The organism is Nonomuraea salmonea, assembly GCF_042428605.1.
Lineage (GTDB): Bacteria > Actinomycetota > Actinomycetes > Streptosporangiales > Streptosporangiaceae > Nonomuraea > Nonomuraea salmonea.
This window is the reverse complement of the sequence record NZ_JBHMCF010000008.1, coordinates 117324-141017: the sequence shown is the minus strand read 5'-3', so window position 1 is coordinate 141017 and position 23694 is coordinate 117324. Positions and strand designations below refer to the sequence as shown.

Sequence of the window (23694 nt, the reverse complement as noted above, 5' to 3'; positions counted from 1 at the left end):
CAGCGACCTGACGCCGGTCGTCGGCGACGCCCTCGGCCTGCTCCAAGAGATCGTGGAGGAGGGGGCCCTGCATCCTCACGCCTGCACGCGGGTTGGCTGCGCGGTGCCGGGGTGAGCAAAGTCCATCTCTTTCATCCGGGCCGCTTTGCCCTTGGTTCGCCATCGGATGAACAGCGCTGAGGTCAGCGGCATCTTGCTCACACGCAGCATCACTTTGCGCAGCGCGAGTTCACGTCGGGTGGCCGGGACGAACAGGCTGCGCATCTGCGTCCCGTTGCGCTGCAAGTACTCGATGGAAGGGCGCAGGTGGCGCTCCCAACGCACCAGCGCCTCGGCCACGCTGCCGGAGTGTCGGGCCAGCATGGTGCCCAGCAGGTCGGCCCCGGCCATCGCGGCGGAGGCGCCCATCCCCGCATACAGCGTCACGCACCAGGCCGCGTCACCGACCAGTACCACCCGGCCTCGATGCCAGCGGTCCATGTGTACCTGCTCTACCGAGTCGAACAACACCTCCTCGGCCGACTCCAGCGCCTCCAGTACTGCGCCCAGCACCGGGCCCGTCGGCTCCGGGCCGAACACCTCGCGCACCCGCTCGGCCTTCGGACGGGTGAACTCGGAGTCCACATCGTCGGTGTGGTAGCTGAGCAGCACGGTGGGCGGTTGATCGTTGAACGGGAAGACCCACATCGACCGCTGGGCTTCGGCCAAGATGACCGAGTCGCTCTGGTCGTGACCGGGAAGCGCACCAGGAAGTCGGTAGGCGACTGCCATGTAGTTCAATCGGCGCAGGTAATTCTCGTGCGGCCCGAAGACCAGCCGCCGCACCGTGGAGCGCAGCCCGTCCGCGCCGACGACCAGGTCGAAACGCTCGGTCACCGAGGTCGTGCCGGCGGCGTCGGTCAGCGTGACGTTCACCCCGTCGGCGTCTTGCTCGATCCGGGTCGGCACGGTGGCGTAACGAATCTCGACGTCGGGCGGTAGCGCGGCGAAGCCGGCTGCTTCCACGTCGCCTCGTGTCATCAGCCATGGCCGACCGGGAAGGTCCCTGAAACTCAGCCCGGGCCGGCGCCTGCCGGCCCGGTCGATGTCGTATCGGGCGCCGTCCGGACCCCGGTCGGTCAATCCGTCCAAGATGCCGAGGCGGTAGGCGCCGGCGCGCCCGGCACCGAACAGCGCGATGAAGTACCCGCCGGACCGCCGGGCGGCGGCCCGCTCGATGATGATCGGTGTCCAGCCGATCTGCCGCAGCCGTAGCGCTGCTGCGATCCCGCTGATGCCCAAGCCGACCACCAGTGCTCGGCGGCCGACGTTGCTCGTGGCGTTCATGAGGTCTCCTTGTGAAGCTGTGGGCGACCCCTGGTCAGCAGCCGAAGTGGCGCCGGGGCTCCGCGGACAAGCCGGGGCAGCCTCGACCACTGGCGCTGAGCTGTGTCTCAGCGCCAGTGGTCGCCGCGCTCGTTCGGGGTCGCGTGTGATGGGCGGACGGTTGTGGTGTCGCCGGTGTTCAGCGCAGGGTGAGCGGGGTGTGGGACGTGAGGTGGGTCAGCTTGTCGGGGTTGCGGACGTAGTACAGGCCGGTGATGCGGGCGCCCTCGACCCGGACCGCCAGGACGCCGTCGATCTCGCCGTCCAGGCGGACGAGGAGCGCTGGGTTGCCGTTGACTACGGTGGGTTCACCGGTGAGTGTTCCTTCGACCTTGCCGAGACCACCGAGGAACATGCGGGCCACCTTCTCGGCGCCGGTGACCGGCCGTAGCGCCGCCTGTTTGAGGCCGCCGCCATCGCTGATGAGGGCAACCTCAGGGGCGAGCACGTTCAGCAGTTTCTGCGGGTCTCTGGTTTCGATCGCACGCTGGAACGCCTCCAGCGCCGCCCGGGTCTGGCGGGGAGAAATCCTCGTGCGGGGGCGGCGGGCTTCGGCGTGGCGGCGTGCGCGGTGGGCGATCTGACGGACGGCCGCGGGGCTCTTGCCGACGGCGGCCGCGATCTCGTCGTGGCCGACGTCGAAGACCTCGCGCAGCACGAACACGGCGCGCTCGATCGGCGACAGCGTCTCCAGCACGAGCATGAGCGCCATGGACATACTCTCGGCGAGTTCGACGTCGGCGGTCACGTCCGACGTGGTGAGCAGTGGTTCGGGCAGCCAGGGGCCGATATATGCCTCCTTGCGGCGCTTCATGCTGCGCAGCCGGTTGAGTGATTGGCGGGTGGTGATGCGGACCAGGTAGGCGCGCTGGTCGTGCACCTGCTCCAGGTCGACCTTGACCCACCGCAGCCAGGTCTCCTGCAGGACGTCCTCGGCGTCGGCGGCCGAGCCGAGCATCTCGTAGGCGACGGTGAACAGCAGGTTGCGGTGGGCCACGAAGACTTCGGTCGCCGCGTCAGCGGTGTGGTCGCGCACGTCCCGGCCCTTCTCCTGTACAGCCCGGCCCTGGCCGGTGTTGAGGTTCAAGCATGCATCCACGACACGTTCCTCGTTCGCCGGCAGCCGTACGATCCGGCCCGCTGCTCGATGCGATCGACAGCAGGGCAGCCGAGCTGCCGGAAGACACCCAACACATACGGTACGGATCCGCTCACGGCCGACCGGACCGTCCACGCATGCCCGGCTGAACAGCCTGGTCAGCCGCGGCTGGCGCCTGGCCGCGGCTGGTCCGCAGCAGCTGCCGGCGCTTGTCGTCCTTGACCCAGGTGAGCGAGCCGGGCTTGCGGGCCTCCTCCGCCAGATGCTTGACGGTGCTCTGGCATACGAACTCCTTGAGCTTGGCCCCCGGGCGGCCGCCCACGTAGAACGTGTTGGCGGTGTCGTCCCGGTTGGCGAACTGGAAGATGCCGGCGCGACGCCCCAAGCTGATGCACTGGCCGAAGAATCCCAGATTGAGCGGTGCGGGCTGCTCGCCCGCGATACGGCGGAGCACCGTGTCGGCGGCATGCGCCCCGATCCTCGTGGCGGACTGGCAGCTCATCCGCAACGGCAGATCCGACGGCGCCGCCGCATCCCCGGCCGCGACGATGCGCACATCGTCCAGGCTGGTCAACGTCTCGTCGGTGAGCAGCCGGCCCACGACATCGACGCTCAGCCCGCTGCGGGCGGCCAGGTCCGGCACGCCGAACCCGGCGGTCCAGATGGTCACCACGCTCGGCAACTCACGTCCGTCACCGAGGTGCACCGCATCGCGCCTCACCGCGGTCACTTTCGCCCCCGGGCCTTCGAGTACGGTCACACCGAGCCTGGCCAGCCGCCTGGCGACCGAGCGCCGGCCCCGCGGGTGCAGGTACGGGCCGAGCACCCCGCCGCACACCAGGGTCACGGCGCGGCCCAGCTCCGCCAGCTCGGCGGCGGTCTCGATGCCGGTCGGGCCGGCCCCCACCACCGTCACCGCGGCAGTGGCGGGGACGGCGTCGAGAACCGACCGCAGCCGCTGCGCCTCTGCCAGGGTAGCGATCGGGTAGGCGAACTCAGCGGCTCCGGACACCCTCGGATCGGCGCTGCCGCTGCCCACCGCATAGATGAGATAGTCGTAGCCGATCGTGCCGCCGGTCGCCACCGTCACGCTGCGGTCGGCCGCGCCGATCCGGGTCACGGTGTCGATCACCAACCGGACGCCGCCGGCCAGGACGTCTTCGTAGCCGACGACCGCGTCGTCGGATCCGCCCACGAGTTGGTGCAGGCGGATCCGCTCGACGAAGCTCGGCAGCGCATTGATGAGCGTCACCGACACGTCATCGCGCTGAGTCAGCCGATTGGCCGCCAGAACGCCCGCGTATCCGCCGCCGATCACGACCACTTTGATGCTCTTGGTCACAGGATGCCCTTCAGGTCCAGAGGTTCGGCTTCAAGACACCGCCCGATCGAGCGCTGTGACAGAGTGTGAGGCAGATCACTATAGGCAAAACGACGGAGAAGATCGCCAGCAGGCCGTCCGCGGCTCAGGTGGCCAGATCGAGGTTCGGGTAGGCGGCCTCATCGGGGCCGGCGAAGCAGCCGTGCCGGGCTCCAGCGCGGCAGAAGGCCAGGCAGGTCTTCAGGGGCGTGGCGGGGTGAGTTTGGCGGCCACGGCGTCGAGCACCCATTCCAGGCCCGTGGTGAACACCGTCTCGGCGTCCACCTCCACCCCTTCGTGCACGAACCTGGCCAGCGCCGGGAAGCGGCCGGTGGCCAGCATGCGGCTGACGTAGGGGCCGCGGGCGCGCTGCCAGTCGCTCTCGGACAGGCCCGTGGCGCGCTCGGCCCGCAGGTTCGCGATCTCGCGGCGGATGGCGCCCGTGCAGTACGCGCTGAGCGTCTCCACGGCCCGCATGACGGTCGCCAGGTCGGCCAGCCCGTCGAGGGAGGCCAGCAGCACCTCGTTGACGGCCATCGCGTTGGGGCCGAGCGCGGGACGGCCGCCGAGCAGGTCGGCCAGCCACTCGTGGCGCAGCGCGGCCTGCCGGGTGCGGTGGGCGTGACCGGCGAGCGCCTCACGCCAGTCGCGGGGCGGCTCTGCGGGCAGCAGTTCGGCGTTGACCTCGTCGACCATGAGGTCGAACAGCTCTTCCTTGGTGGAGATGTAGCCGTACAGGCGCATCGGGCCGGCCTCCAGCCGGGCGGCCACCTTGCGCAGCGACACCGCCTCCAGCCCGCCCTCGTCGGCGAGCGCGACGGCGGTGGCGACGATGCGCTCGCGGTCGAGCGGGGCGGGGCGAGCGGGCCGTTCCGGCCGATCCCACACGGTCATGGCTGACATCGTATCGTTGCAATACACTGTATCGACGCTATACGGTGTATCGACATGAGACATCGTATAGCAGTGGTGGGCGCCGGCCCTGGCGGACTCACCCTCGCCCGCGTCCTGCACCGCCACGGCCACCCCGTCACCGTCCTCGAACGCGACACCGCCCCCGACGCCCGCCCCCTGGGCGGCACCCTCGACCTGCACGAGAACCTCGGCCAGCGCGCCATCGCCCAAGCAGGGCTGACCACCGCGTTCGAACGGCTCGCCCGCCCCGAAGGCCAAGCCATGCGCATCCTCGGCACCGACGGCACCGTCCTGCGCGACTGGCGGCCCCGCCCCGGCGAGCGCGCCAACCCCGAGATCGACCGCGGCCAGCTCCGCGACCTCCTGCTCGGCCCCCTGGACGTCCAATGGGGCACGAACGTCACCGAGGTCGTGCCGGACGCCCCCGGCGGCGTCCTGGTGCGCTCGGCAGACGGGAGCGCCCGCACCTACGACCTGGTGGTCGGCGCCGACGGCGCCTGGTCCCGCGTCCGAGGCGCCCTGTCACCCGCCACCCCCCGCTACACCGGCGTCACCCTGCTCGAAACCTCCCTCGACGACGTCGACACCACCCACCCCGACCTCGCCCGCCTCATCGGCGACGGCGCCCTGGCCGTCTACGGCGTCAACCGCGCCGTCGTCGCCCAGCGCAACAGCGGCGGCCACGTCAAGGTGTACGCCCAGTTCCGCGCCCCCCTCGACTGGCACACCGACCCCGCCCACCACCTCGGCCTCACCGGACGGCCCTCCCTTGACCCCGCCGACCGCGAGGCCGTCAGGCCGTTGCTGGAAGCCCTGTTCGACGGCTGGGCCGCCCCCGTGCTCGACCTGCTGCGCCGCGGCACCACCTTCGCCCACCGCCCCCTGCACGTCCTGCCGGTCGGCCACACCTGGGACCACGTGCCCGGCGTGACGCTCCTGGGCGACGCCGCCCACCTGATGCCGCCCCTCGGAGTGGGCGCCAACCTCGCCATGATCGAAGGCGCCGAACTCGCCGAAACCCTCACCCAAGCCAGGGCGGGGGAGGTGGACGCGGCCGTGCGCGCGTTCGAGGAGCGCATGCAGGCCCGCGCCGCCACGTTCGCCGAGATGACGGCCGCCGGCCTGGACCGCCTGGTCGGCCCCGACCCCGCCACGGCCATCGCCCTCTTCGACGACCTCCAGCCCGCCTGACCCACATCAGCGGTCAGCTCCGCCACCAGGATCTCCAGCCGGCCGAACACCCCCAGCGCCTGCCGGCACATCGTCCGAGCGGCGCCATCCCGGCCACCCCAGTCCCAGCAGGAGGGCAGCCGCGTCTCATGCAGGGCGGTCAGGATTCGGGGCGGTCAGGATTCGGGGCGGTCGCGCAGCAGGGGGTGGGTGCGCATCGCGACCTCCAGCTCGCCGGGCAGGTCGTCGCGGTAGCGGCCCAGCGTGGACAGGTCGCCGTGGCCCAGGACCCGCCGCACCGCGTCCATGTCCACCGCGTCCGCCAGCAGATGGGTGGCCGTGGTGTGGCGCAGCCCATGCGGGGTGACCGAGCGGCGCTGGTCGGCCGGCACCCGCGCCTGCACCCGGTCGATCACCGCCTGCACGTCGCCGCGCGCCAGCCGCCGCCCCCGCCACGACAGCAGCAGCGCCTTGTCCGCCCCCGACGGCCGACCCCGCTCCAGGTAGGTCTGCAGCACGGCCGCCACGTCGTCGGGCAGCGGCACGTCACGCGTACGGCCGCCCTTGCCGAAGATGCGCCAGTAGCGCACCCCGTCGTTGGTGTAGAAGTCCTCCACGTTCGCGCGTACGAGCTCAGACACCCGCGGCCCCACCGTCGCCAGCAGCAGCACGATCACCGCGTCGCGCAGCTCCGTACGCTGGTCACGGCGCCGGCCCTGCTCCGGCGCCGTCTCCGGCAGCGCCCGCGCGGCCCCGATCAGACCTTGCGCCTGCTCACGCGTCAGCGCCCGCCGCTGCGGCGGCAGCCCGCCCCGCTCCCTGGCCGTCACGCTGGAACGCGTCATCGGGTTGATCTGCACCCACCCCGCCAGCGCCGCGTGCTTGAACAGCGCCGAGATCGACCGGCGGAAACGCGCCTGCGACGACGGGGACTGCCCCGCCCCCTTCTCCCGCGCCACCCCCTTGCGGCCGTCCGGGCGGCGCGCGAAGGCCAGCAGGATCGCATCGACGTCCTCGCCCGTCAGATCGTCGAGCACCACGTCGGCGCCGGCCAGCTCCACCAGCGTGGCCACGTCACGGGCGTAGACCTCGGCCGTGGACGGCGACAGCGCCCCCGTCAGCGTCCTGGCGCGCACCAGCTCCACGTAACGATCCGCCGCCTCCGCCACCGTCAACCGGTCGAGCTCCGCAGGCCGCACCGGCCACCCCTTCCCGCACGTCACGACTCGAAGATCCACGCACGACGGTAGCGGGCGGCACTGACAAACGACACCGGCCAACGACACCGGCCAACGACACCGGCCAACGACACCGGCCAACGACACCCGCGATCAGCACCGGCCCCTCAAGGACGGCGGCGCCGCAGGCGGCCCGGGCGCGGCGGGCCGCCTGCGGCGCGGGGCGGTCAGGCGTCGAATACGCGCTCACCCCGCTCGCCGCCGGCCTGCACGAGATCGTCAGGCAACTCATCGGCTGGGCGGCCGGCCACCACGACGAGATCCGCGCCAACCGCACCCGCGCCACCCGGCGATGACAACGGCGCGGCCCCCCGGACAAGTGATCCGGGGGGCCGCGCCGCTCAAAGGACAGGGTCAGATGTCGCGGAAGGTCTCGATCCGCGCGCCCAGCGCGTTCAGCCGCTCCGCCAGATCCTCATACCCCCGGTTGATCACGTACACGTTGCGCAGCACCGACGTGCCCTCGGCCGCCATCATCGCCAGCAGCACCACCACCGCGGGCCGCAACGCCGGCGGGCACATCATCTCCGCGCTGCGCCACCGCGTCGGCCCCTCCACCAGCACCCGGTGCGGGTCCAGCAGCTTCACCGACGCGCCCAGCCGGGTCAGCTCCGTCAGGTAGATCGCGCGGTTGTCGTACACCCAGTCGTGGATCAGCGTCGACCCCTGCGCCGAGGCCGCGATCGCCGCGAAGAACGGCACGTTGTCGATGTTCAGGCCGGGGAACGGCATCGGGTGGATCTTGTCGATGGGGGAGACCAGCTTCGACGGCCGCACCGTCAGGTCCACCAGCCGCGTACGGCCGTTCGCCGCCGCGTACTCGCCGCCCCGATCGTGATCGAGCCCCATCTCCTCCAGCACCGCGAGCTCGATCTCCAGGAATTCCACCGGCACCCGGCAGATCGTCAGCTCCGACGACGTCACCACCGCCGCCGCCAGCAGGCTCATCGCCTCCACCGGGTCCTCGGAAGGGGAGTAGTCGACGTCCCGCTCGATGTCCGGCACCCCGTGCACCGTCAGCGTCGTCGTGCCGATGCCCTCCACCCGCACGCCCAGCTGCTCCAGGAAGAAGCACAGGTCCTGCACCATGTAGTTGGACGAGGCGTTGCGGATCACCGTCACCCCGTCGTGGCGGGCGGCGGCCAGCAGCGCGTTCTCCGTCACCGTGTCGCCCCGCTCGGTCAGCACGATCGGCCGCGACGGCGCCACCCCGCGATCCACCCGCGCGTGGTAGAAACCACCCGTCGCGGTGATGTCGAGCCCGAAGTGCCGCAACGCCGACATGTGCGGCTGCACCGTCCGCGTGCCGAGATCACAGCCGCCCGCGTACGGGATCTGGAACTGCTCCGTGCGGTGCATCAGCGGACCCAGGAACATGATCACGCTCCGGGTACGGCGAGCCGCCTCGGTGTCCATCGCCTCCAGCTCCAGCCGGGACGGCGGCACGATCTCCAGGTCACTGCCCTCGTTGATCCAGCGCGCCCGCACCCCGATCGAGGCCAGCACCTCCAGGATGCGGTACACCTCCTCGATCCGCGCCACCTTGCGCAGGATCGTCCGGCCGGAGTTGAGCAGCGACGCGCACAGCAGCGCCACGCACGCGTTCTTCGACGTCTTGACGTCGATGCTGCCCGACAACCGGCGGCCGCCCACCACCCGCAGATGCATCGGCCCGGCATAACCGAGCGAGACGATCTCACTGTCGAGCGCCTCGCCGATCCGGGCGATCATCTCAAGACTGATGTTCTGGTTTCCGCGCTCGATCCGGTTCACCGCGCTCTGGCTCGTCGCCAGCGCATCCGCCAGCTGCAGCTGCGTCCAACCGCGATGCTGGCGAGCGTCCCGGATCAGCCGGCCGATCCGCACAAGGTAATCATCTGCCACAACAGCGAACCATATCTCACATATGAGATGTAGATGCGCCCGAGGGCGCCGACGCGCCGGACAACTCCCGAAGACGCGCCAGATGCTCCGGCGTCGCCTGCGCCTTCACCTTGTGCACGAACGCCTCCCGCGCCTGCCGGAACCCGTTCTGATCGTCGAACATGTCCCGGCTCATCTCCGCCAGCTCCTCGGCCCGATAGGCGTCCAGCGGCTTACGCCGCTCATCGGCCTCCCGCGCATGCCGTCTGCCCGCCAGGAACCGGTCATAACCCGGATCGGCCGCCAGCCGCTCGGCGTACTCCAGCACCCGCCGCTCGAAGTCCAGCCGCGAACCCGCCAGCGCCTTGTCGGCCAGCCCGAACTCCACCGCCTCCGCCGCGCCGATCGGCAACGCCTCCTGCGTCAGAGCCCGCGCCCGCTCCGCACCCACCCGGCGCGTCAGCGAATACGTCCAGTACTCGCTGCCGAACAGCCCCATCGTGCGGTAATGCGGGTTCAGCACCACCGAGTCACGCACGATCACCCGGTCGGCGCCCAGCCCCATCATCACCCCGCCCGCGCCGGCGTTGCCCCCGATCGAGGTCACCACCAGCTGGCTCGTGCAGCCCACGATCTCCCGGCACACCGCGTTGATGGCGTTGATGTTCATCCACGCCTCCAGCTCCGGCTGCTGCGCCGCCTCGATCACGTTCAGGTGGATGCCGTTGGAGAACACCTCGCCGCCGCGCACCACCAGCACCCGCGTGTCCTGCGAGACCGCGTACCGCAGCGCCGAGGCCAGCCGCCGGCACTGATCGGTCGACATCGCGCCGTTGTAGAAGTCGAAGCTCACCACGCCCACGCCCTCGCTGCGGTCGTAGGTGATCTCGCTGTAGCCCGACCGCTGCGGCGCCCCCGCCACCAGGTCGCCCAGCGCCAGCGTCGCCGGCAGCTTGATGCCGCCCTCCCGCTCGACCTTCACATGACCCACCCACAGCGTGCCGTCGCCGGTGTGCACCAGCACCGCGCCCTCCCGGCGCCCCGCCACCTGACCGGGCGTCCCCTCCAGCTCAGGACCCCGGTAGACGTCGAACACCCGTACCGGCAGGTCGCACAGATCCGTCCGCCCGCCGGGCGCGCCGTCGGCCGCGCGCACCCGCCGCAGGATGTCCTCGGTCGGCTCGCTCCAGGAGAACTCCCGGTCGGCGTGCCGCATCGCCCGCCGCAACCTGCCCCGCACCTCCGGCGAGCGGTAGTCCAGCGGCACCGGCACGAACGCCGGATCGGCCGCCTTCGCCGCCACCTCCGCCACCAGCTCGACCGCCGCGTCCGCGACCGGTCCGTTGTACAGCGCCGACTTGCGCGGCGGCTCGGCCGGCATCGGGAACGTCCGGTACCCCCAGATGGGGCCGGCGTCCATCTCCTCCACCGCCTGCAGCGCCGTGACGCCCCACTCGGGCTCGGCATCGGCGATCGCCCAGTCCAGCGAGGACGGGCCGCGGTCACCGGGCGGCCCCGGATGGATGATCACCGTACGGTGGGTGCGCCACAACGCGTCCGGCACCCGCTCCTTCAGGAACGGGCAGATGATCAGATCGGGCTTGTGCAGCTCGGCCGCCTCCGTCATCTGCTCCTGCGAGATGGCCAGCTCGATACCGACGTCATGCCCGGAACGGCGCAACTCGAGCCAGGCGCGCTGGGTCAGGCCGTTGAAGGAGGAACAGAGCAGCAAGATACGCAACGCGGGAACTTCTTTCCGAACAGGGGAGCAGCGGTCACCAGGGGAGGGGCTACCAGGCGGACGGCGGATCGCCGCACGCGTCACGACCCTTTACGGCAGTCCCATTTGACCCATACATGCACATGATGCTGACATGAAATCTCCACTGCTGGTGACCAATCACGGCAAAAAGCCACGTACGCGGCCCCAGATTGACCCGCTTTGCCCCGTAAGATCCCGCCAGGTCACAGCCCCCACCCCACGAAAAAAGGGGCGCCCGAGCGGGGGAGTAGCCCGAGCGCCCCCGGCGATGACAGCCCGCCCATGCGAGACACATCACCACACCCCCAGCATCCCGCCCCACCACCCCACCCCAGGTCACGCCCAGGACAGAATCCACCGCCGGCCCCTTGACACAACCCCGCCCCACCACGATCCAAACCCGCCCGCCCACCCCGACTTCCCGCACCCCCAAAACCCCTTGAACCGACCTTCACCACCACCACACCCACCCACCCGTCGTCACCCCGCATCCTGACCAGAGAAGGGGGACACACCATGCACACCACCCTCACCACACTGACCGCCACCCTCACCCTCACCACCATCTGCACCACCGCCTGCACCACCACACCACCAGCTCACGACACCGCCGCCCGACCACCCGCAGCCGCCCGCACCACCGACTGCGGCCGAACCCCCACCGGCCTCCACATCACCGCCGACCTCCCCACCCAACCCGCCACCGCCTGCACCACCGCCCGCCACGTCGCCGACGCCTACCACCGCAACCGCCCCACACCGGGCGACGACCTCCCCAACTTCACCGTCAACGTCGACGGCACCACCTGGGAATGCCGCCAACTCGATCGCCCCCGCCCCCATGGCCGCTGCCAGCACCCCGCGGGCGGCGACGTCACCCTCACCTGACCGCTCAAGCCCACACCCGCCCCAACAGCCGCTCCGGGACACACCGCCGCCTCCTGCAAGGTCAGCGACCGCCCCGCGGAAGCGGCCACCCCACCCCGCCGGGCGATCAGGCGATACCGCCCACCGGCTTGCCGTTGTGCAGACCCCCGACACACACCAGCCGCGTCGGACTCGACGAACTCGGCATGACGATCCCGGCCCCGATCACACAGTCGGCGATCGTGACCGTCCCCGCCCGAAGCACCTCAGCGGAAGCAGCCGACGCGACACCCACCGGCAGCACGGCGCCGAACGCGAACACAGCGCGCGACGACACTGACACGAGACATGATCCCGTCCAATCACTATGAGTCATGACAAGTGACTCATAGCTACCGCACCCACCACACCCCGAAACCCTCTACCGTACGACTGATAATGATCAAGAAAGGAGCCACATGCCCGACCCCACCATCAACCGCCGCACCCTCCTCACCCTCGGCACCACAACAGCCGCCGGCCTCTTAGGACTCGCCACCCCCGCCCGCGCCGCCGCCCCCACCTGGGAGAACATCGTCCAAAAGACGTCGTTCGACGACCAGGCCAGCTTCACCGACAGCTGGCAGCACGGCTACCCCTGGGGCCAATACCACAACGGCGCCGCCAAAATGCTCCCCAGCAAGGCCACCCTCTCCGGCGGCGCCCTCACCCTCACCGCCACCCGCCTCACCACCAGCACCGAGAACAGCCCCTCAACCCCGAACGCCCCCATCTGGTACCACTCCGGCGCCGTCCACGCCACCACCCCCATCCTCATCAACGACCAGTTCCCCGAGTACGACATCGAAGGCGAATTCCGCACCCAGACCGGCCAAGGCATCTGGCCCGCCTTCTGGACCACCGGCATCTACCCCGACTGGCCCCCCGAGAGCGACATCCTCGAATACGTCGGCGACTCCACCAACCTCTTCAACACCTGGACCAAAGCCGCCGGCGAGAACGACCCCGCAGAACGCACCCCCCTGCCCGTCACCAACCCCGGCGCCTGGCACCGCTACCGCCTCTGGATGGAGAAGGACGGCGACGACGTCCTGCTCGACTACTACTTCGACGGCCAATGGCAGGCCACCCACCGCGGCGTCGGCTGGGCCGGCATCCCGCAATACCTCATCATCAACCTGCAGATGGGCTCCTGGGCCTCCGGCGTCGAACCCGGCGACCCCGAATGGCCCCAGCAACCCGGCCCCACCGGCGACACCACCTTCCAAGCCCGGAATGTCTGGTTTGGCCGCACTTGTAACTGGTGACCGTCCGTGACCTGAAGCGAGGGGAGCTCCCGTCCGCGAGCCTGCCGGGGTAGGGGAGCACCCCTGTAATTCGGCCCGGACGCGACCTGCCCGCGCTCCTGCATCGCCTCTGGCGCGCGGGCACCGCCTTCACACCGGCTTCTCCCGGGGGATCCACTCGCCGCGTCCATGCCGAGCGCCGCAAGGAGACGTCATCACGTGTCCCGGCCATACGACGCTAAATCGGCATGAACGGGATGAAATGCGCTATACCAGACAGAACCTACATTCTGTCTGGTATCGGAATCGAGGGTGAGGGTGGCCGGAAGCGGGGGCCGGGGGTCATAAACGGTTGACGAAGCGTGCGGCGGCGCGCTGGCTCATGCCGGTTTCGCCGCGTACGAGGAAGACGGCTTCCTGGATCTGGCCGGCCGCCTTCAGCTCTCGTGCTTGATCGACGAGGCTGATGCTGATCGTCGGCCGGTTACGCGGGTTCCTGGTGAGCCGGACGGCGAAGATGATCAGCCAGATGGCTGCGGCGGTGACCACTGCGGTGATCGCGACGAGGCTCGGTGTGGAGATGGCGAGGGCGGGCATGTGCAGGCGTCTGCCCGGGTGTGCGGGCTTTATTCGCCGGGGTTGCTCGTTGCTTGATAATGAACATTATGTCAAGTAGACCGTTCTGGGGGCCTCTCCCGCAGGGGCTGTCAGAAGAACGCCACCGTACGCCCGCTCACCCGACGCCGGTGCACCCACCCCAGCAGCGCCTGCGCCGCGAGCAGCAGCGGGACGATGGGCAGCGCCACCACGGCCAGCCGCTCGAGCGCGCCGGGGTCCGCGACGTCCTGCGGCGGCGAGCCGGTCATGAGTCCCCCGGCGGTCAATGGCAGGGACGCGGCGGTGACCAGCGTGGCGGCGAACGTCATCCCGTCCCGTCCCCTCCCCAGCGCGAGCCACGCCGCGACGGCCGCGGACCGGCCCGGCGAGGCCCGGGATGGGGGCGGCGGGCGTGAGGGTGATACCGGTGAGCGGCGCGCGCCGAGCAGGAGTGCCAGGAGCGCGATCGTGAGGGGTGCGGCGCGGGTGACGGTGCGCGTGAGGTGCGGCGGGTGCGTTGGTGTGACTCCCCCGTGGTTCTGAGGTTGAGGAAGGCGGTGCCGTGCAGGAAGAAGACGGTGACTACGGTGAGTGAGGTGAGCAGTGCGTAGGGGTTGAGTGGCGCTCCCCCGGTTCTGTACGACGTCGCCGAGTCTGGCGAGGGTGAGGGTGTCCCCTTTTTAGGGGCGGCGGCGGCGGAAGAGGGCGTATTCGGTGAGGAGTCCGAGTGCTACTCCTCCCCTGAAGGCGATGAGTTCGTCGATGCGGAGACCGGTGGGGGCGGTCGGTGAGGAGGGTGGCGGCCGGGGGTCGCTCCTGAGGGGTGATCGTGTCTCGTTCTGGAGGGTGAGGGGTCTCGTCCTCAGGTTGGGGTCCGCTGGGTGAGGAGTTTGAGTGCGGCGCCGGTGAGGAGGCGTACGGCGGCGATGACGAGCCAGCCGGTGAGGAGGGCGGCGGGGCCGTCGATGCGCAGGGGCAGGCCGAGGGCGGTGCACAGCTGGGAGGACAGCCACAGGGCGGCCGGTGTCAGCAGGAGTGAGATGGCGAGGATTCCGGGGTGAAGGTGGGCGGGGGTGTTGCGGCGGGCGGCGGTGTGGTCGATGGTGATGCGGCTGCCGAGGGCGGTGGCGAGCAGGAGGAGTGCGGTGATGGCGATGGCCTGGGCCTGATGTGCGGGTGGGCCGTCGAGGTGGATGCCGGGGGTGAGGTGGAGGGCGGCCCAGGCGGCGGCGGTGGAGGCGGCCAGTGTGGTGGCGATGGTGAGGGTGGTGGGCGGTTGTGGGGGTGGGTGCGCCATTGCTTCAGAATCACATGGAATTTGGGGTTTTGTGAGGTGGCGCACATTTGGCGGTGTTTGTGTGCGTAATGTGGGTGCTTATTGTGCGGTTGTGCGCAGTGGGAGTCGGGAAATAGCGGGTTTTGCCGTTTTCTCGCAGGTGGGGCCGGTGTGCGGAGCGTGATGGGTGCTGGTCGGCGGGGTGGGGTGCCTCTCCCCTGCCCGTGTGATGGGTGTGCCGGGTGTGAAGATTTTTTAGCCGTGTCGAGGTGCGTGCGCAGGGTGATATCGGGGGTGTTGAGCGGGGGTTTCGGCGGCCTGGGCACGCTGGCCGGGGCATTGACGGTGCATTTGACTTTATGTTGATTGGGTGTCGCCCGCGGGGGGTGGCGTTTAGGGTGGAGCTCCTGCTATTCGCGCCGCGAGAGGAGCAGCACGTGGGGACTGAGTCGGTGTTATGCCCGGTGTGCCGGGGGGTTCTGCCCGCTTCGGGGAAGGATGCGTACACGACGTTGCGCGGTCGGCTGATCGTGACGAACGGATACTGCGCGGGTGGTTGCGCGGAGCGGCAGGCGGCCGAGCAGGAGCAGCGGCTTGCGCGGCAGCAGGCGCGTCCGGAGCCTCAGGGGCAGCCACAGCAGCCGGGGCAGCAGCAGGCACAGCCGACTCGGCCGCAGCCTCGGGTGCAGGCGCAGCCCCGGCGGGAGCCCTCCCCCGCGCCGGTTCCTGCTGGGCCGGTTCCTGCAGCGTCGGTTCCTGCTGGGCGGGTGCCGGTGCGGGTGGTGCGCTGACCGGTCGACGGCCGGCGGTCAGGTGTGGCCGTCGGTGGTGTGCCAGTAGTCGCGGGTGCGGATGGCGAGCCCGTCGGGGGTGAACCGGGCGAAGACGCAGCCTGCGAGGGTGACGGGGCGGCCGTCCTCGTGGGCGTGGACGCGGAACTCGATGGCGGCCTGGTCTCCGTCGACGATCGGGGTGGCGAAGGTGACGTGGGGGTCGGTCTCGCCGCTGAAGGACCAGGTGATGTAGTCGGCGATGGCCTTCTTTCCGCGGTGGGGCGGGCGGAAGGGCATGCTGAGGTGTTCGGCGTCGTCGTGGTAGAGGGCGATGATGGCGCCGGTGTCGTGGTGGGTCCAGCCGTGCTGCCAGGTGTCGGCGAAGCGCTGGGCGGCGGTCCTGGTGTCCATGGCGGGTCTTCAGGGCGTGTAGGGGCGGGCAGCGGTGACGGCGGTCAGCGGCAGGGGCCCGTACAGGTGGGGGTAGCCGTTCTCGACGCGGACGTCGAGGCCGGTGGGGTCGATGTCGAGGACGAGCAGCGGCTCGGTGACGTCGGCGTAGAAGGTGTCGTGGACGGTGCGCAGCTGGGCGAGGTCGCGGCTGCAGTGGATGAAGCCTTCGTCGTCGAGGGTGCGGCCGAGGGTGGAGATGCGGTACTCCCCCGCGTTCTGGGCGTGCTGCCAGTCGGCGTGCAGGGCGAGGTGGTGGATCACGGACCTCATTATGGGGTGCCGGTAAGGGAGGTCGCGCACGCCGGGGACGGCAGCGATTACACGTAGTTGGTGGCCGGCGACAGGTGGGTGAGTTTCCCAGGGTTGACGATGCCGTAGATGTGCCGCGTCCTGCCGGTGACGGCGTCCAGGTCCAACACCAGCACCGCGAGCAGCTCATCCTCAGCCGTCAGCAGCGCGGTGGGCTGGCTGTCGTGGAGCCAGCGGGCGCGCAGGTGACCATAGCGGGGGCCGAGCTTTGCGAGTAGGCGTGCCACCTTGGCTGCCCCGTTCACCGGGCGCAGGGCGGCCGGCACCGCGCCGCCGCCGTCGGTCCACAGGGTGACGTCGGGGGCGAGGACATCCATCAGATCTCCGAGGTGGCCGCCGAGCGTGGCGGCCAGAAAACGCTCGGCGGCCTGGCGCGCAAGGTCGGGGTCTGCGGGGAAGCGCGGCCGCCGCGCCTGGACGTGCTCGCGGGCACGGTGGATCAGCTGGCGGGCCGCCGCGGGAGAGCGCTCCAGGAGGCGGGCGATCTCGGCGTGCTCGTAGCCGAATCCCTCTCGCAGCACGAAGGCCGCCCGTTCCAGCGGAGAGAGGGTCTCCAGCACCACCAGCAGGCCGAAGGTCAGCTCTTCTGCCTGGAAGGCGGCCTCGGCGGGGTCGGCTGCGGTGAGCAGGGGCTCCGGTAGCCAGGGCCCCACGTAGTCCTCCCGAGCCGCGCGCAGACGGCGCGAGCGTGCCAGCGCTTGCCGTACGGCGATGCGCACCAGGTATGCCTTGGGGTGCTCGATCTGGTCGGCCTCCACGGTGGCCCAGGCCAGCCAGGTTTCCTGCACCACGTCCTCGGCGTCGTGCACGCTGCCCAGGATCTCGTAGACGAGGGTGAACAGCAGGTTCCTGTGCTGGTTGAAGGTGGTGTCCGCGGCGGCCATCTGTCTCCTTAAACGCCATGTCCTGCCCATATAAGAGGATTCGCGGCCCAGATGTGACATGTGCCCTGGATCACACGGCGTCCATGTCACGCTCCGGGGCGCGCCACGCCTCTCATGAGCAGAGGCAAGGAAAGGAACCATGACAGATGTCCAAGGACGGATTGGTCAAGGCCGTGGTGGTGCTGGCGGCGTTGACCATGCTGAGCACCGGATGCTGGGCCCGGCTGGATCCAGCCGGCTTCGCCCGCTTCGCCAATTGGCCCAATCACGTGCACTTCCTGCACGACGCGGGCGTGTTTCAGATCGGGATCGGGTTGATGATGCTGTGCGCCCTGCGCTGGCGCGACGTCCTGGCCGTGGTCTTGGCCGGTTTCGTGTTCACCAACACCTTCCACGCCGTCAATCACGCTCTCGACCTGCCGCTGGGCGGCAACGCCTCCGACCCATGGATTTTGCTGGCGGTCTCCGCGGCGGCGCTGGCGGCCTGGATCGCACGGATCCGGCAGCTGCGCGGCCAGGCGGAGGCGGGATCATGAGGGTCCTGCTGGCCGGCGCGACCGGCGCACTCGGCTCCGCCCTGATCCCCATGTTGCTGGCCGAGGGACATCACGTGCTCGGCCTGACCAGGTCCGCGGCCGGCGCGGCTCAGCTGGCCGCGCTGGGCGCGCAGCCGGTGCGAGCCGACATCATGAACATCGAGGAGTTGCTGACCGCCCTGGAGGGCCGGCGGGCCGACGCGGTGATCCACCAGGCGACAGCCATCACCGGCGTGCCGTTCCTGCACCGACATCTGTACGCCACCGACGCACTGCGCGAGCGGGGCACCGCCCACTTGCTGCGTGCCGCGGCCGAACTCGGTGCCCGCCGTTTCCTCACCCAGTCGTTCTTCCTCGGATACGGCTATTGCGATCACGGCGAGCGGTTGCTGGAGGAGGACCACCCCTTCGCCGTTCGCACCGGCCACAAAGGCTTCGACCGGCACATGATCTCCCTGCGCAGCAACGAGGACCAGGTCCTCGGCACGCCGGGCATCGACGGCGTCGCCCTGCGTTATGGCATGTTCTACGGTCCGGAGCCCGCCACCCGGCGGCTGATCCACCTCGCCCGGCGACGCCGGCTGCCCGCCCCGAGCCCCAGCGGTACCGTCTCGCTGATCCACATCCACGACGCCGCCTCGGCCACCCTCGCCGCACTGCACCGTGGGCGCCCCGGCCAGCCGTACAACATCGTGGATGATCAGCCGGTGACCTTCGAGGCCTACTTCCGCGCCGTCGCGCATGCTGCGGGGGCGCCTCCTCCCCGGCGGGTGCCAGGCCGGCTCCTCGCCGCCCTGCCGTACGTGCGCAGCCTGATGGTCACCACTCACATCCGCTTGTCCAACCGGCTCGCCATCGGCGAGCTGGGCTGGACGCCCCGCTACCCCTCCTGCCGCGACGGTCTGGCCGCTCTGGCCGCAAGGACGGCCAGTGCCCACTGAGCCCAGCGGAGGTGGACCCGTTCGGGCTCCAGGACGCGCAGCAGGACCAGTCGTTACCGTGGTCATGGCGACGACCGGAATCGCGCTGGAGCTGGCGCTGGCCCGGCGAGGGGGCCGTCGGCTGCCGGCCATGCCGGTGATCTTCTCTTCCTGGGTGGGTGCGGGCCTCCTGGTGTGGCCTCCGGGCTGGGACTGGCCTGGTCCTGCTGGGCGCTGGGCGGAACGCTGGGCCTCGACCCGGCCCATCACGACCACCCGGCCTTCGGGGCTTCGGGCTCCGCAGGTTCAAGTGGTCGTTGCTCCCGCAGCAACGCTCGTTCAGGGCCTATGACACGTTTCTTACCGGCACCCCATCATGGCGTGCTCGATGGCGAGGGTGAGCAGGGTGCGGGCTTCGTCGAGGGGGCGGCGTTCGACGAGGTGCTCGAGCCAGAGGGCGGAGACGGTGGTGTAGAGCAGGCGCAGGCGGGGGTCGTCGGGCGGCAGGCGGAGGGTGTCGGCGAGGATGCGCAGGCAGCCGTCGCTCCAGCGGCGGGCGATGGCCTGCAGGGCGGGGTCGCGGCCGGCGTGGACGTAGAGCTCCCACAGGGCGAGCTGGCGGGTGTGGTCGGCGGCGGCGACCTGGTCGAGGAGGCGGTGGGGGCCGTGGCGGGTGATCCAGGTGCGGATGGTGGCGAGTTCGCGGTCGACGAGCTGGGCGAAGGCTTCGGCGATGAGCTGGTCGCGTGAGGTGAAGTAGTAGGTGGTAGCGGCCAGGGGCAGGCGGGCGTGGTGGGCGACGGCGCGGTGGGTGACGGCGGCGAATCCGCCGTGGGTGAGCAGGTGGACGGCGGCGTCGAGGAGGGTGGCGCGGCGGCGTCTGCTGCGGTCTTGGGCGGGGCTGCGGTGTGTGGTCAATGGCCACCTGCGAGGTTGAGGACGACGACGCCGGCGATGATGAGGAGGATACCGCCGATCTTGAGTGCGGTGAGGGTCTCGCCCATGAAGGCGGCGCCGATGAGGGCGATGGCGGCGGTGCCGGCGCCGGACCAGACGGCGTAGGCGGTGCCCATGTCGAGGTGGAGTTTGAGTACGCGGGCGAGCAGGGCGAAGGAGGTGAGGTAGCCGGCGGCGACGACGATGCTCCAGCCGAGGTGGGTCAGGCCGTTGGAGAGTTTGAGTGCGCTGGTGGCGAGGACTTCTGAGGCGATGGCGAGGGCGAGCAGGAGCCAGGCCATGGGGGTCTCCCGGAGTGAAGTGGTACGGGCGTACCGAATTTTAGGGCTCTTCTCCCCCGGGGCCCGCGTTGGCGGAACTGCTTGAAAACGCTGTCGAAAACGTGTTCCACTGGGTGGCGTGGGTTGGGACGTGCTGGCGTTGGTCGATGACGAGGCTGCCGATGATCGGCCGCTGATCGAGCGGCGTGCGGTGGTGCGTGGCGGTTTCTATGAGATGCAGGCCCGTACGGTGATCGAGCGGGTGCCGCCGGCGGCGGGCATCGTTCAGGAGTGGGCGATCTCCCCCTATCGCGGGTGTGCTCATGCGTGCCGGGGGTGCGGTGCGCGGGCGGGGCATCGGCGGCTGGGGCTGGGTGCGGGGGCCGATTTCGACGAGCGGATCGTGGTGCGGCCGAACGTGGTGGAGCGGTTGCGGGCGGAGCTTGCGCGGTGGGACGGCCAGGAGCTGGCGGTGGGGGTGGGTGGTGACTGCTATCAGGCGGCGGAGGAGACGTATCGGCTGATGCCGGGGGTGATCGGGGCGCTGGCTTCGTCGGGGACGCCGTTCACGGTCTACACCAAGAGCGCGCTGGTGATGCGGGATGCGCCGTTGCTGGCGCGGGCGGGTGCGCGGGTGGCGGTGTCGATCGCGTTCGTGGACGAGCGGATCCGCCGGGCGGTCGAGCCGGGCGCGCCGACGGCGCAGGCGCGGCTGGAGCTGGTGTCGGCGCTGGTGGAGGCGGGGGTGGAGTGCCGGGTGCTGATGGCTCCGGTGCTGCCGTTGCTGAGTGACGCGGCCGATCAGCTGGGGGCGACGGTGCGGCGGATCGCGGCGACGGGGGCGCGGGTGGTGGAGCCGGTGGTGCTGCGGCTGCCGGCGGGGACGCGGGAGTGGTATCTGGAGTGGCTGGGGCGGGCGCATCCGGCGCTGGTGGAGCGGTATGAGGAGCTGTACGACCGGGCGGGGTCGCCGTCGGAGGGCTACGAGCAGCGCATCACGGGGCAGATCGCGCAGCTGTGCCGGGTGTACGGGATGGCGTGCGGTGCTCCTGAGCCGGTGCGGCGTGAGCCGAAGGCGGCTCAGCTGGCGCTGGTGTAGGGCTGCTGGTGAAACCCTTTCCCGAATCATTCAGCAAGCCCGGCGTCGGGGTGGCCCGGCGGGGGAAGAGAAGATCATCTCAGGCGGCGTGGCGACGCGGGGCTTCGTGTCGCCGTGTGCACGTGATGTAGCGGCTCTCCTTTCAATGCCGTCCGCGCGGCGATATTCGTTGGTTTCGTTCGGAAGAAATATAGGGCCGATTGTTCGAAAATTGAGTTTTGCCGCTGGTGGGGGGACGATTTCGGCGGCCGTCGTTAGCGTGGAAATTGTTCATAGCGCCGTCGCGGCGACATTCGTACATCCGTGAACGACGCTTCGACTGTTCCAGGCCGGACCTGGAACTCTTCCCTCCATCAGGAGCAACCAATGGTGAAACGACTTCTCATCGCCATGGCCGTGGCCTCGTCCGCCCTGGTGATCAGTAGCCCCGTCACCGCTCAAGCGGCCACCGGCACCGACGCGGACTGCACCGCCGTTGCGCAGAGCGCCGCACCGGGAAACGCCGCGGCCAAGTGCCGCTGGAAGACCATCTACGGCGACTGGTGTAAGCAGTGCTACAAGCACGGCAAGTGGAGGACCGAGTACTGCAACGAAGAGGACGACGACGACGAGTAAATGCGGCTGGGCGCTCGACCGGCGCCCGCGCATCCGGCGCTCCGCGAGGATTCTCCTCGCGGAGCGTCCCTGATCGCCGCCACGGGTTCATCCTCCTGATCTGAATGAGTACGGCGGCATGGCGACCCAAGGTCGCGGCGGCTGCGACCGGGCTGCGACCGGGGATCTGGCATCGTTGACGGCATGGCATCTCGACCCGGCGGCCCTGCCCGCGTGACGGCCGATGGTGAGTGGCGGTGAGGGTCCTCGTCGTCGAGGACTTCGAGGTCCTCGCCCGTTCCATCGGGACCGGGCTGCGCCGCGAGGGCATGGCCGTCGATGTCGTCCTGGACGGGACCGCCGCCCTTGAACGCCTGGCCGGCACCCGGTACGACGTGGTGATCCTCGACCGTGACCTGCCGGGCGTCCACGGGGACGAGGTGTGCCGGCGGCTCGCCCGCGACCGTTGCGACACCCGCGTGCTGATGCTCACCGCGGCCGGCACGATCGAGGATCGCGTCGCCGGGCTCAGTCTCGGCGCCGACGACTACCTGCCCAAGCCGTTCGCGTTCGCCGAGCTGGTCGCTCGCGTCCGTGCCCTGGCGCGCCGCGCCACGCCGCCGCTGCCGCCCACGCTGGCATGCGGGGACCTCACCCTCGATCCGGCCCGCCGGGTCGCGTTCCGGGCCGGCCGGCGGCTTGACCTGAGCCCCAGGGAGTTCGCCCTGCTCGAATGCCTGCTCGCCGTACCCGGCGTGGTCATCTCCGCCGAAGAGTTGCTCGAACGCGTCTGGGACGAGGCCGCCGACCCCTTCAGCAGCGCCGTCAAGCACACCATGCACCGGTTGCGGGCCAAGCTCGGCGACCCGCCGGTGATCGAGACCGTCCGCGAGGGCGGCTACCGCATCGGGCCGTCATGATCTGCCGGATGCTTGCCGGTAGGTCCCTGCAGAAGCGGCTCGCGCTCGCCTACGCGGCGGGCATTTACGCCGCCGGGGTCTTCGTGCTCGTCTTGGTCGTCGTCCCGCTCGCGAGCATCGACGCGGCCGTCCCCAAGGGCCGGCCTTCGCCGAGCGCGGTCACCGAAACCGGGCCCGGGATCGGCCTGTCCCAGCTCCTCATGGGATCGGCCGTCGCGCTGGTCATGCTGATTCCCGTCGCCCTGGCTCTCGGCTGGTATGTCGCCGGCCGGTTCCTGCAACCGCTGCGCGCCATCACCGCCACCGCGAACGTCATCTCCGCCGGAGACCTTCACCGGCGTCTCGACCTCGGCGAGCCCACGGACGAGCTGACCGAGCTCGGCCACACCCTCGACGGCCTGTTCGCCCGTCTGCAGGCCGCCTTCGACGCCCAGCGTCACTTCGTCGCCAACGCCTCCCACGAGCTGCGCACCCCTCTGGCCGGGCTGCGTACCCTGCTCGAAGTCGCCCTCGCCGACCCCGGCGCCGACACCGGCACCCTGCGCTCGGTCTGTCAGGAGGCCCTGGCTCTCGGCGCGCACCAGGAGCGGCTCGTCCAGGCCCTGCTGGACCTGGCCACCAGCGAGCGCGGCGGCACCCGCTGGGACACCCTGGACCTGGCCCACGTCGTCGAAGGGGTGCTCGCCTCCCGCCGCGACCGAGTCACGCGGAAGGGCATCGGCCTGGCCGAACATCTCTCGCCCGCGGTGACGGCCGGGGACACGGGACTGATCGAAAGCCTCGTCACCAACCTCATCGACAACGCCATCGGCCACAACCACGAGGGCGGGCACCTGGAGGTCACCACGCGGACCTCCGGCACGCAGGCGGCCCTCACGGTCACCAACACCGGGCCGGTCATCCCCGGCGACCAGGTCGAGCGCCTCTTCCAGCCCTTCCAGAAGCTGGCGCCCGATCGTCACGGCCATCGTCACGGCCGCGGCGAGGGTTACGGTCTCGGCCTGGCCATCGTTCATGCCGTCACGCGGGCTCACGGCGCCACTCTGACCGCCGGCGCGCGCCCCGGAGGGGGCCTGTCCATCACCGTGCGGTTCGCACATGGATCCCCCGAACCGTTCCTGACATCTGGGGACGACTGACTGCGCGGGGGCGGCACCTGCCACCCGCACTTGAACGCTGGAGGCGGTACCG

25 protein-coding genes are annotated in these 23694 nt (G+C 70.3%); 9 read left to right on the top strand and 16 right to left on the bottom strand.

Annotated features, from left to right (window positions below; translation table 11 throughout):
• Window positions 1-75: 75 nt before the first annotated feature.
• From ACFFR3_RS08105 to ACFFR3_RS08090, 4 genes are all read right to left on the bottom strand, one after another.
• Complete coding sequence (locus ACFFR3_RS08105; RefSeq protein ID WP_345407296.1) at window positions 76-1326, bottom strand: FAD-dependent monooxygenase; 1251 nt, start codon at window positions 1324-1326, stop codon at window positions 76-78.
• A gap of 178 nt (window positions 1327-1504) precedes the next feature.
• On the bottom strand, window positions 1505-2401 hold the full coding sequence (locus tag ACFFR3_RS08100; RefSeq protein WP_379482986.1) for an RNA polymerase sigma-70 factor: 897 nt from the start codon (window positions 2399-2401) through the stop codon (window positions 1505-1507).
• 175 nt (window positions 2402-2576) lie between these two features.
• Window positions 2577-3806 (bottom strand): NAD(P)/FAD-dependent oxidoreductase, encoded by a 1230-nt coding sequence (locus tag ACFFR3_RS08095; RefSeq protein ID WP_379482857.1) that lies wholly within the window; start codon window positions 3804-3806, stop codon window positions 2577-2579.
• A gap of 219 nt (window positions 3807-4025) precedes the next feature.
• A complete protein-coding gene (locus tag ACFFR3_RS08090; RefSeq protein ID WP_345407281.1) occupies window positions 4026-4718 on the bottom strand; it encodes a TetR/AcrR family transcriptional regulator in 693 nt (230 codons plus the stop codon).
• A gap of 54 nt (window positions 4719-4772) precedes the next feature.
• Here ACFFR3_RS08090 and ACFFR3_RS08085 point away from each other — a divergent pair, with 54 nt between their 5' ends.
• Window positions 4773-5930, top strand: coding sequence for an FAD-dependent oxidoreductase (locus tag ACFFR3_RS08085; protein ID WP_379482856.1), 1158 nt, complete (start codon window positions 4773-4775; stop codon window positions 5928-5930).
• A 155-nt stretch (window positions 5931-6085) separates the two neighbouring features.
• Here ACFFR3_RS08085 and ACFFR3_RS08080 read toward each other — a convergent pair whose 3' ends face one another.
• The 3 genes from ACFFR3_RS08080 to ACFFR3_RS08070 form a co-directional block, all read right to left on the bottom strand.
• A complete protein-coding gene (locus ACFFR3_RS08080) occupies window positions 6086-7108 on the bottom strand; it encodes a tyrosine-type recombinase/integrase (RefSeq protein WP_364372995.1) in 1023 nt (340 codons plus the stop codon).
• Between the two features lie 393 nt (window positions 7109-7501).
• Entirely contained in the window at window positions 7502-9013 is a 1512-nt protein-coding gene (locus ACFFR3_RS08075; protein ID WP_364373308.1) for a helix-turn-helix domain-containing protein, read from the bottom strand.
• A gap of 34 nt (window positions 9014-9047) precedes the next feature.
• Window positions 9048-10751 (bottom strand): enoyl-CoA hydratase-related protein, encoded by a 1704-nt coding sequence (locus ACFFR3_RS08070; protein ID WP_364372987.1) that lies wholly within the window; start codon window positions 10749-10751, stop codon window positions 9048-9050.
• Window positions 10752-11288: 537 nt separating this feature from the next.
• On the opposite strand from ACFFR3_RS08070, the gene ACFFR3_RS08065 reads away from it, so the two are divergent.
• Window positions 11289-11660, top strand: a complete 372-nt coding sequence (locus ACFFR3_RS08065) for a hypothetical protein (RefSeq protein WP_364372984.1) — start codon at window positions 11289-11291, stop codon at window positions 11658-11660.
• 106 nt (window positions 11661-11766) lie between these two features.
• Here ACFFR3_RS08065 and ACFFR3_RS08060 read toward each other — a convergent pair whose 3' ends face one another.
• Window positions 11767-11961 (bottom strand): hypothetical protein, encoded by a 195-nt coding sequence (locus ACFFR3_RS08060; RefSeq protein ID WP_345407263.1) that lies wholly within the window; start codon window positions 11959-11961, stop codon window positions 11767-11769.
• A gap of 136 nt (window positions 11962-12097) precedes the next feature.
• On the opposite strand from ACFFR3_RS08060, the gene ACFFR3_RS08055 reads away from it, so the two are divergent.
• Window positions 12098-12946 carry a glycoside hydrolase family 16 protein gene (locus ACFFR3_RS08055; RefSeq protein ID WP_379482855.1) on the top strand — a complete coding sequence of 283 codons (849 nt, stop codon included), beginning with the start codon at window positions 12098-12100 and terminating at the stop codon, window positions 12944-12946.
• 321 nt (window positions 12947-13267) lie between these two features.
• Here the strand turns inward: ACFFR3_RS08055 and ACFFR3_RS08050 are convergent, their stop codons facing one another.
• The 6 genes from ACFFR3_RS08050 to sigJ form a co-directional block, all read right to left on the bottom strand.
• A complete protein-coding gene (locus ACFFR3_RS08050) occupies window positions 13268-13522 on the bottom strand; it encodes a hypothetical protein (protein WP_345407257.1) in 255 nt (84 codons plus the stop codon).
• Window positions 13523-13632: 110 nt separating this feature from the next.
• On the bottom strand, window positions 13633-13851 hold the full coding sequence (locus ACFFR3_RS08045) for a hypothetical protein (protein WP_379482854.1): 219 nt from the start codon (window positions 13849-13851) through the stop codon (window positions 13633-13635).
• A 533-nt stretch (window positions 13852-14384) separates the two neighbouring features.
• Entirely contained in the window at window positions 14385-14819 is a 435-nt protein-coding gene (locus ACFFR3_RS08040) for a hypothetical protein (protein ID WP_364372976.1), read from the bottom strand.
• A 788-nt stretch (window positions 14820-15607) separates the two neighbouring features.
• Window positions 15608-15982 carry a nuclear transport factor 2 family protein gene (locus ACFFR3_RS08035; RefSeq protein WP_364372973.1) on the bottom strand — a complete coding sequence of 125 codons (375 nt, stop codon included), beginning with the start codon at window positions 15980-15982 and terminating at the stop codon, window positions 15608-15610.
• A 9-nt stretch (window positions 15983-15991) separates the two neighbouring features.
• The gene (locus ACFFR3_RS08030; RefSeq protein ID WP_345407249.1) at window positions 15992-16285 is read right to left on the bottom strand and encodes a DUF952 domain-containing protein; all 294 of its coding nucleotides are present in this window, start codon (window positions 16283-16285) and stop codon (window positions 15992-15994) included.
• Between the two features lie 56 nt (window positions 16286-16341).
• Entirely contained in the window at window positions 16342-17217 is an 876-nt protein-coding gene (gene sigJ, locus ACFFR3_RS08025; protein WP_379482853.1) for an RNA polymerase sigma factor SigJ, read from the bottom strand.
• Between the two features lie 146 nt (window positions 17218-17363).
• Here sigJ and ACFFR3_RS08020 point away from each other — a divergent pair, with 146 nt between their 5' ends.
• Window positions 17364-17753, top strand: a complete 390-nt coding sequence (locus tag ACFFR3_RS08020) for a hypothetical protein (protein ID WP_345407243.1) — start codon at window positions 17364-17366, stop codon at window positions 17751-17753.
• Complete coding sequence (locus tag ACFFR3_RS08015) at window positions 17750-18694, top strand: NAD-dependent epimerase/dehydratase family protein (RefSeq protein WP_345407240.1); 945 nt, start codon at window positions 17750-17752, stop codon at window positions 18692-18694. Before ACFFR3_RS08020 ends, ACFFR3_RS08015 begins: the two co-directional genes overlap by 4 nt.
• A 339-nt stretch (window positions 18695-19033) precedes the next feature.
• On the opposite strand, the gene ACFFR3_RS08010 is transcribed toward ACFFR3_RS08015, so the two are convergent.
• Together ACFFR3_RS08010 and ACFFR3_RS08005 are read right to left on the bottom strand one after the other, a co-directional pair.
• Window positions 19034-19591: a TetR/AcrR family transcriptional regulator gene (locus ACFFR3_RS08010; protein ID WP_364372962.1), complete on the bottom strand. Its 558-nt coding sequence runs from the start codon at window positions 19589-19591 to the stop codon at window positions 19034-19036.
• Window positions 19588-19911, bottom strand: a complete 324-nt coding sequence (locus ACFFR3_RS08005; protein ID WP_345407234.1) for a DMT family transporter — start codon at window positions 19909-19911, stop codon at window positions 19588-19590. Before ACFFR3_RS08005 ends, ACFFR3_RS08010 begins: the two co-directional genes overlap by 4 nt.
• A 118-nt stretch (window positions 19912-20029) precedes the next feature.
• Between ACFFR3_RS08005 and ACFFR3_RS08000 the strand changes: the two genes are divergently transcribed.
• From ACFFR3_RS08000 to ACFFR3_RS07985, 4 genes are all read left to right on the top strand, one after another.
• Window positions 20030-20989: a radical SAM protein gene (locus ACFFR3_RS08000; protein WP_364372959.1), complete on the top strand. Its 960-nt coding sequence runs from the start codon at window positions 20030-20032 to the stop codon at window positions 20987-20989.
• A 366-nt stretch (window positions 20990-21355) separates the two neighbouring features.
• The gene (locus ACFFR3_RS07995; protein ID WP_345407225.1) at window positions 21356-21604 is read left to right on the top strand and encodes a hypothetical protein; all 249 of its coding nucleotides are present in this window, start codon (window positions 21356-21358) and stop codon (window positions 21602-21604) included.
• Window positions 21605-21840: 236 nt separating this feature from the next.
• Window positions 21841-22503 carry a response regulator transcription factor gene (locus tag ACFFR3_RS07990; protein WP_364372955.1) on the top strand — a complete coding sequence of 221 codons (663 nt, stop codon included), beginning with the start codon at window positions 21841-21843 and terminating at the stop codon, window positions 22501-22503.
• 8 nt (window positions 22504-22511) lie between these two features.
• Window positions 22512-23642, top strand: coding sequence for a sensor histidine kinase (locus tag ACFFR3_RS07985; RefSeq protein ID WP_379482852.1), 1131 nt, complete (start codon window positions 22512-22514; stop codon window positions 23640-23642).
• Window positions 23643-23694: the final 52 nt, after the last annotated feature.

What these genes read in the sequence shown, in the direction of transcription:
- ACFFR3_RS08055 (WP_379482855.1), top strand. Translation starts at nt 12,098, where the DNA reads ATGCCCGACCCCACCATCAACCGCCGCACCCTCCTCACCCTCGGCACC.
- ACFFR3_RS08065 (WP_364372984.1), top strand. Translation starts at nt 11,289, where the DNA reads ATGCACACCACCCTCACCACACTGACCGCCACCCTCACCCTCACCACC.
- ACFFR3_RS07985 (WP_379482852.1), top strand. Translation starts at nt 22,512, where the DNA reads ATGCTTGCCGGTAGGTCCCTGCAGAAGCGGCTCGCGCTCGCCTACGCG.
- ACFFR3_RS08015 (WP_345407240.1), top strand. Translation starts at nt 17,750, where the DNA reads ATGAGGGTCCTGCTGGCCGGCGCGACCGGCGCACTCGGCTCCGCCCTG.
- ACFFR3_RS07995 (WP_345407225.1), top strand. Translation starts at nt 21,356, where the DNA reads ATGGTGAAACGACTTCTCATCGCCATGGCCGTGGCCTCGTCCGCCCTG.
- sigJ (WP_379482853.1), bottom strand. Translation starts at nt 17,217, where the DNA reads ATGGCCGCCGCGGACACCACCTTCAACCAGCACAGGAACCTGCTGTTC.
- ACFFR3_RS08035 (WP_364372973.1), bottom strand. Translation starts at nt 15,982, where the DNA reads ATGGACACCAGGACCGCCGCCCAGCGCTTCGCCGACACCTGGCAGCAC.
- ACFFR3_RS08020 (WP_345407243.1), top strand. Translation starts at nt 17,364, where the DNA reads ATGTCCAAGGACGGATTGGTCAAGGCCGTGGTGGTGCTGGCGGCGTTG.
- ACFFR3_RS08040 (WP_364372976.1), bottom strand. Translation starts at nt 14,819, where the DNA reads ATGGCGCACCCACCCCCACAACCGCCCACCACCCTCACCATCGCCACC.
- ACFFR3_RS08050 (WP_345407257.1), bottom strand. Translation starts at nt 13,522, where the DNA reads ATGCCCGCCCTCGCCATCTCCACACCGAGCCTCGTCGCGATCACCGCA.
- ACFFR3_RS08085 (WP_379482856.1), top strand. Translation starts at nt 4,773, where the DNA reads ATGAGACATCGTATAGCAGTGGTGGGCGCCGGCCCTGGCGGACTCACC.
- ACFFR3_RS08005 (WP_345407234.1), bottom strand. Translation starts at nt 19,911, where the DNA reads ATGGCCTGGCTCCTGCTCGCCCTCGCCATCGCCTCAGAAGTCCTCGCC.
- ACFFR3_RS08045 (WP_379482854.1), bottom strand. Translation starts at nt 13,851, where the DNA reads ATGACGTTCGCCGCCACGCTGGTCACCGCCGCGTCCCTGCCATTGACC.
- ACFFR3_RS08105 (WP_345407296.1), bottom strand. Translation starts at nt 1,326, where the DNA reads ATGAACGCCACGAGCAACGTCGGCCGCCGAGCACTGGTGGTCGGCTTG.
- ACFFR3_RS08090 (WP_345407281.1), bottom strand. Translation starts at nt 4,718, where the DNA reads ATGACCGTGTGGGATCGGCCGGAACGGCCCGCTCGCCCCGCCCCGCTC.